This is a genomic window from Microvirga aerilata (assembly GCF_016743775.1).
In the GTDB taxonomy this organism is placed as follows: domain Bacteria; phylum Pseudomonadota; class Alphaproteobacteria; order Rhizobiales; family Beijerinckiaceae; genus Microvirga; species Microvirga aerilata.
Map to the genome: position 1 here is coordinate 1 of NZ_JAEQMY010000192.1, position 4,452 is coordinate 4,452.

General features: G+C 57.7%; 3 protein-coding genes and 1 pseudogene. 3 read left to right on the forward strand and 1 reads right to left on the reverse strand.

What is annotated here, in order from left to right; translation table 11 throughout:
- Positions 1-205 precede the first annotated feature (205 nt).
- Entirely contained in the window at positions 206-1,153 is a 948-nt protein-coding gene (locus JKG68_RS31155) for a tyrosine recombinase (RefSeq protein WP_202066194.1), read from the forward strand.
- A gap of 777 nt (positions 1,154-1,930) precedes the next feature.
- A complete protein-coding gene (locus tag JKG68_RS31160; protein ID WP_202066196.1) occupies positions 1,931-2,143 on the forward strand; it encodes a cold-shock protein in 213 nt (70 codons plus the stop codon).
- Between the two features lie 87 nt (positions 2,144-2,230).
- Here JKG68_RS31160 and JKG68_RS31165 read toward each other — a convergent pair whose 3' ends face one another.
- Positions 2,231-2,923, reverse strand: a complete 693-nt coding sequence (locus JKG68_RS31165; protein WP_202066195.1) for a CYTH domain-containing protein — start codon at positions 2,921-2,923, stop codon at positions 2,231-2,233.
- Positions 2,924-3,606: 683 nt separating this feature from the next.
- On the opposite strand from JKG68_RS31165, the pseudogene JKG68_RS31170 reads away from it, so the two are divergent.
- Positions 3,607-3,991 (forward strand): annotated as a pseudogene (locus JKG68_RS31170) (IS6 family transposase); the annotation flags it as partial.
- Between the last annotated feature and the right edge of the window lie 461 nt (positions 3,992-4,452).

The following is a 4,452-nucleotide window of genomic DNA, read 5'->3' on the forward strand; positions in this document are numbered from 1 at the left end:
TCCGTGAGGCCATGTCGCATCCCAGGTGCGTCCAGGGCTCTCATGTATGGGGCAGTCCGATCTTGATCAATCCTTGGGTGTTCGATCGCGGAAAGGGGGCCTGGACGACAACCTTAAATCTAATATAACATTTCGCATAAGCATTCTTTTGACAAGAAGTTCGTAACCGGTGCCGTGGCAGGGTCCTCCCGACCAGGAGGGTCCGATGCGCACTAATGGAAGGTTTGCCCAGCTGTGGCTCGATGCCCTGGCCACCGAGCTCGGGGCCTCGGCCGGTACCATCGACACCTACACCGATGACCTCAACTGCTATCTTGCCTGGCTAGATGAGAACAGTCTCAGCCTGGACAATGTCGCCTTGGAACTGATCCGGGACTACATCGCCACTCTCGATCAGCGTGGCTATGCCGGATCGACCATTGCCCGACGGATCACGGTAGCGCGCGGCTTGCACAAGTTCCTGATCGCGGAGGACCTCGGCTCTCGCGACCCCACATCCAATCTGTCGACCATGCGCAGGTCTCGGAAGCTGCCCTTCGTCCTGTCCATTCCCGAGACCGAAGCCCTCCTGGAAACGGCTCACGCCCTCGCGGCCGATCCCTCGGTCGGCCTCTATCGTCAGGCTGGCTATGCCCGGCGGGCTGCCCTGTTTGAGACGCTCTATGCCTCTGGTATGCGCATCAGCGAGGCACTATCCCTGCCCTCCGATGCTGCTCGTCCTGGAACCCGGATGCTGATGGTCCGCGGCAAAGGTGACAAGCAGCGGCTCGTGCCGCTTCATAACCGCGCGATTGTAGCCGTCGCCCACTGGCAGAAGCTGGCGGCGGCGTATTCCGGGGGCAAGCCAACTCAGTGGCTCTTCCACTCGGTGCGCACCGGCACGAAAGCTCTGACGCGTCAAGCAGCTCTGCTCGAAATTAAGAAAGCTGCGGTAGCAGCAGGCCTGGCCAGCCCGGAGCGGGTGTCCCCTCACGTGCTGCGGCATGCCTTTGCGACCCACATGCACTCAGGCGGCACAGACCTGCGCGTGCTGCAGGAGCTGCTCGGCCACGCTGGCATCGAAACCACCCAGATCTACACGCATCTCGACACCTCTCGCCTCCACCAGATGGTGCGCGACCTTCATCCGCTCAATGAAGAGGTGCAAAGCTGACACATAGGCAGTGATCCTCGCGGGGATCATGAGGGCTTGGGGGCGTTCAGCATAACCATAACAAGTGAAAGCTCCATTTTATCCTGACGCTACTCCCCATTCTCGATCTGACGCCTGCCCAAAGCCGTGTGGTTTCTGGTAAAGTACCCATGGGGGCTAATGTCATGCATCGTTTTCTAATTGTAATCATCGTGCTGCTTGCGACGTTTCCAGCCGCGGCCCAAAAGAGGCTGCCGGGCTACGCGGCAGCGGCCACGAGGATGGCTGAGAAGACCCAAACACCAATGAAATCGGAGATCGTCAGTGTTGGGCTAGAAGGTCGGCCGGATACACCAGCATGCCGGAAAGTGCGTCGTCGTTTCTGGCTTGATGATCAGGGGTGGATCGTTCGCCAGGTTGCGAACTGTTCCTGATGGTAGTGGTTCAGCCGGGGCGTTCTCATTCTCTGAACCAATCCAAATGCAAGCACACACCATTTGCACCCGGTCCTGCTAACCCTATGGCTCGGTTACGGGATGGTGTTTCTCATATGCTGCTAACCTTCCTTGTGCGTGCCGCTCTTACAAGCATGGGGCTAACACCTTCCAAAGGCGAGCCGACCGGTTTCCGGCTAATGTCAGTCGCGAGTGGTCACAGCGCCTGAAGAAAGGTTAATCCAGCTTTTGCCTCTTTATTGCCACGGTTGTCACGGCCAACTACCCTCCTTCCTGAGACGGATAGGTCACTGGAGGGGTGGCCGTAATGGCCCACCGGAGTAACTGGCAGGAATAAGGACGACTGACGGCGACGGGCACGGTGAAGTGGTTCAATGAGACCAAGGGTTACGGCTTCATTCAGCCGGATAACGGCGGCAAGGATGTGTTCGTGCACGTCAGTGCGGTCGAACGCTCTGGCCTGCGTGGTCTCGCAGAAGGCCAGAAGATCACCTATGAGGTTGAGGCGGACCGCCGCTCCGGCAAAGAGTCAGCCGTTAATCTGAAGACCGCCTGAGCAAGCCAGCGCGGGATGATCTGTCAGGCCGCTCCCCAGGGGCGGTCTGGTCACCATCTGATGAGGACGAACGCTGCTTGAGGAGTGTCAGCGCCGAGGGCGCAATGACCGGGCGAGTTCCCGGATGACGCTGTCCTCGATGGCAAGATCATCCGCGTCTTCATCATCGTCTGAGTTCAACTCGGCTTCCCATCGGACGTCCGGCTGAGGCGCGATAAGTTGCTCTGCTTGGCGATGCTGCGGGTGCTGCAGCCCACCAAAGCGGCTGTCTAGGGTATCCAGCAGGCCGTTGAGAGCAGCGTTGGTGGCCTCCACCTCAGGAACGGTAGGCAGTCCCGTCATGGCAATGGAGCGTGTGTGGTAGCCTGGTTCCGCTGTAACCTCCGGACCAAACCAGGCCGGCGGCTGAAATCGTCGCCCTTGCTCATCGTGCTCGAACCCCACTGTGATCAGATCGAGTGATCCCGGAGAGATGAAGCGGAGGACCGCGGTTCTCTGGTTTGCGATGTCGAGGCTGATGGTCAGGTAGTCGACCCGTCCGGCAGCCAGCTCGAGCAGAGTCTCGGCATGAGACAACGGAATATCGGTCGCCTCCTCAAAAGCACCATCTGGTCCCTTCGTGACCAGGATGAGATGACCCGCATGCCCCTCCATCTGCACGTGAGTGCCTCGGTCAGGCTGATCCGGGAAGTAGCCCTGCTGGATCTGGTGACCTCCCCTCGCCTTCTCGATCAGCCGGGCTAGAGAGGAGGCGAGCAAAAAGATGCGGGTGGTGGTCATCGGTGTAGCTTTCCACAGAGGAGGCCGACCACAGGATCAGCCGGGCTGGCGCTAGGTTAAAGCGTGACAGCTCAGAGGGAAAGATGGTTCGCCAGCACCTCTGACGCAGAAGGATAAAGGTCGATGCGCCGTGTCGGGCGTTGCAAGTGCTCATCTTGTAGAGCACATGATAGCCGCCACGAGGCGAACGTACTCGCCCCTGCGCATTCGGGCACCGGCGCCATAAGCGGTCACCTGTGGCTTGGGGGCTTTGAAGGGCCTAAGCAGACCTGCATTGAGGCCTCTAATGCGGTGCTTCAGGCTGGATGCATCTGGAGCAACTCCCATAGCACAAAGCGCCCTCTGCCAGGCGTTCGCCTGCCTGAGCTGAGCGGTATGACGAAGGAACCGGCGGCGCTGTAAACAACAACATAGTCTTGGCTTGTGTGATCGTGCTCGACTTCATTGAGAGAGTCGAGCCACCGGCGCATGACGGTCATCATAGAAGTGCCCTCTGCTGGAGTAAGATCATAGGGGCAAATGCATGCTAATCAGTAGGGCTAGATTATAGCCGACCCCACACATTCTCGCACCATTGTCTTTCCAACAATGAGCCTGTCAGGAGAGAGCTGAGGAATCCGTCGCAAATTTCTTGTTTCAGAGTATCAGCTACTGAGATATTGGTCATGGTAGTGGAGGATGCGGTGTTCAAGGGCAGGCTTTAATCAATCCATAATCCTGCTCTGCGTCCGATGGTACTTGGCTTACAATCTCAGCCTGCGGAACTTGAAGGAGATGATGGCCGAGCGCGGCATCTCCGTTGATCCTGCAACTGTTCACAGATTGGTTATTCGTCACTCACCGGAGCTTCTCGACAAGTTCAACAGGCGCAAGCGAGCCGTCACCGGCAGGTGGCATCTTGACGAAACATATATCAAGGTTCGTGGCCGATGGATGTACCTGTACCGTACTATCGATAGCCATAATGACACGGTTGAATTCTTGTTCACCGAGCGGCGCAATCTGACAGCCACCAAACGGTTCTTGCGCAAGGCTCTCAAGCGTCATGGCTGGCCCAAACTGATAATACCCGCCTAATCGTTTGCAGCTGTTCATCAATCATCTGACGGAAGGTTGTGTAGATCGTTATGGTTCCAGAGATCTCATCTACAGGGGTGCAACCGGAGGGTGTGCAACTATGATTAATCAGCGCTTATCGTACCCTGCATGGATATCAGGGTAGAGACAGATCTCACAATTAAGAGCATGAGGCTGACGGGTCAGCTCTCTTTGTCCCCGGTCGCTTGTCCATGGTAAGGGCGATGCAAGAGAGCTATTGCCGCACGGGCTGCAAGGAGCGGGGCAGCTCTCGGATGGCATTGTCCTCAATGTCCATTGTGGTTGAAGCTTGCAGGGCCGGCGGCTTGGTGCCCTCATCTCAGCCGTGTATGCAGGACCCAGAACTCTTGAAGAAAAGGGCAGCGGTGACCTAACAGCGACTGCCGCAGCACCTATCTCTTCCTGCTCGGGTTCATCTGCGATGCAAACAG

What these genes read in the sequence shown, in the direction of transcription:
- JKG68_RS31165 (WP_202066195.1), bottom strand. Translation starts at nt 2,923, where the DNA reads ATGACCACCACCCGCATCTTTTTGCTCGCCTCCTCTCTAGCCCGGCTG.
- JKG68_RS31155 (WP_202066194.1), top strand. Translation starts at nt 206, where the DNA reads ATGCGCACTAATGGAAGGTTTGCCCAGCTGTGGCTCGATGCCCTGGCC.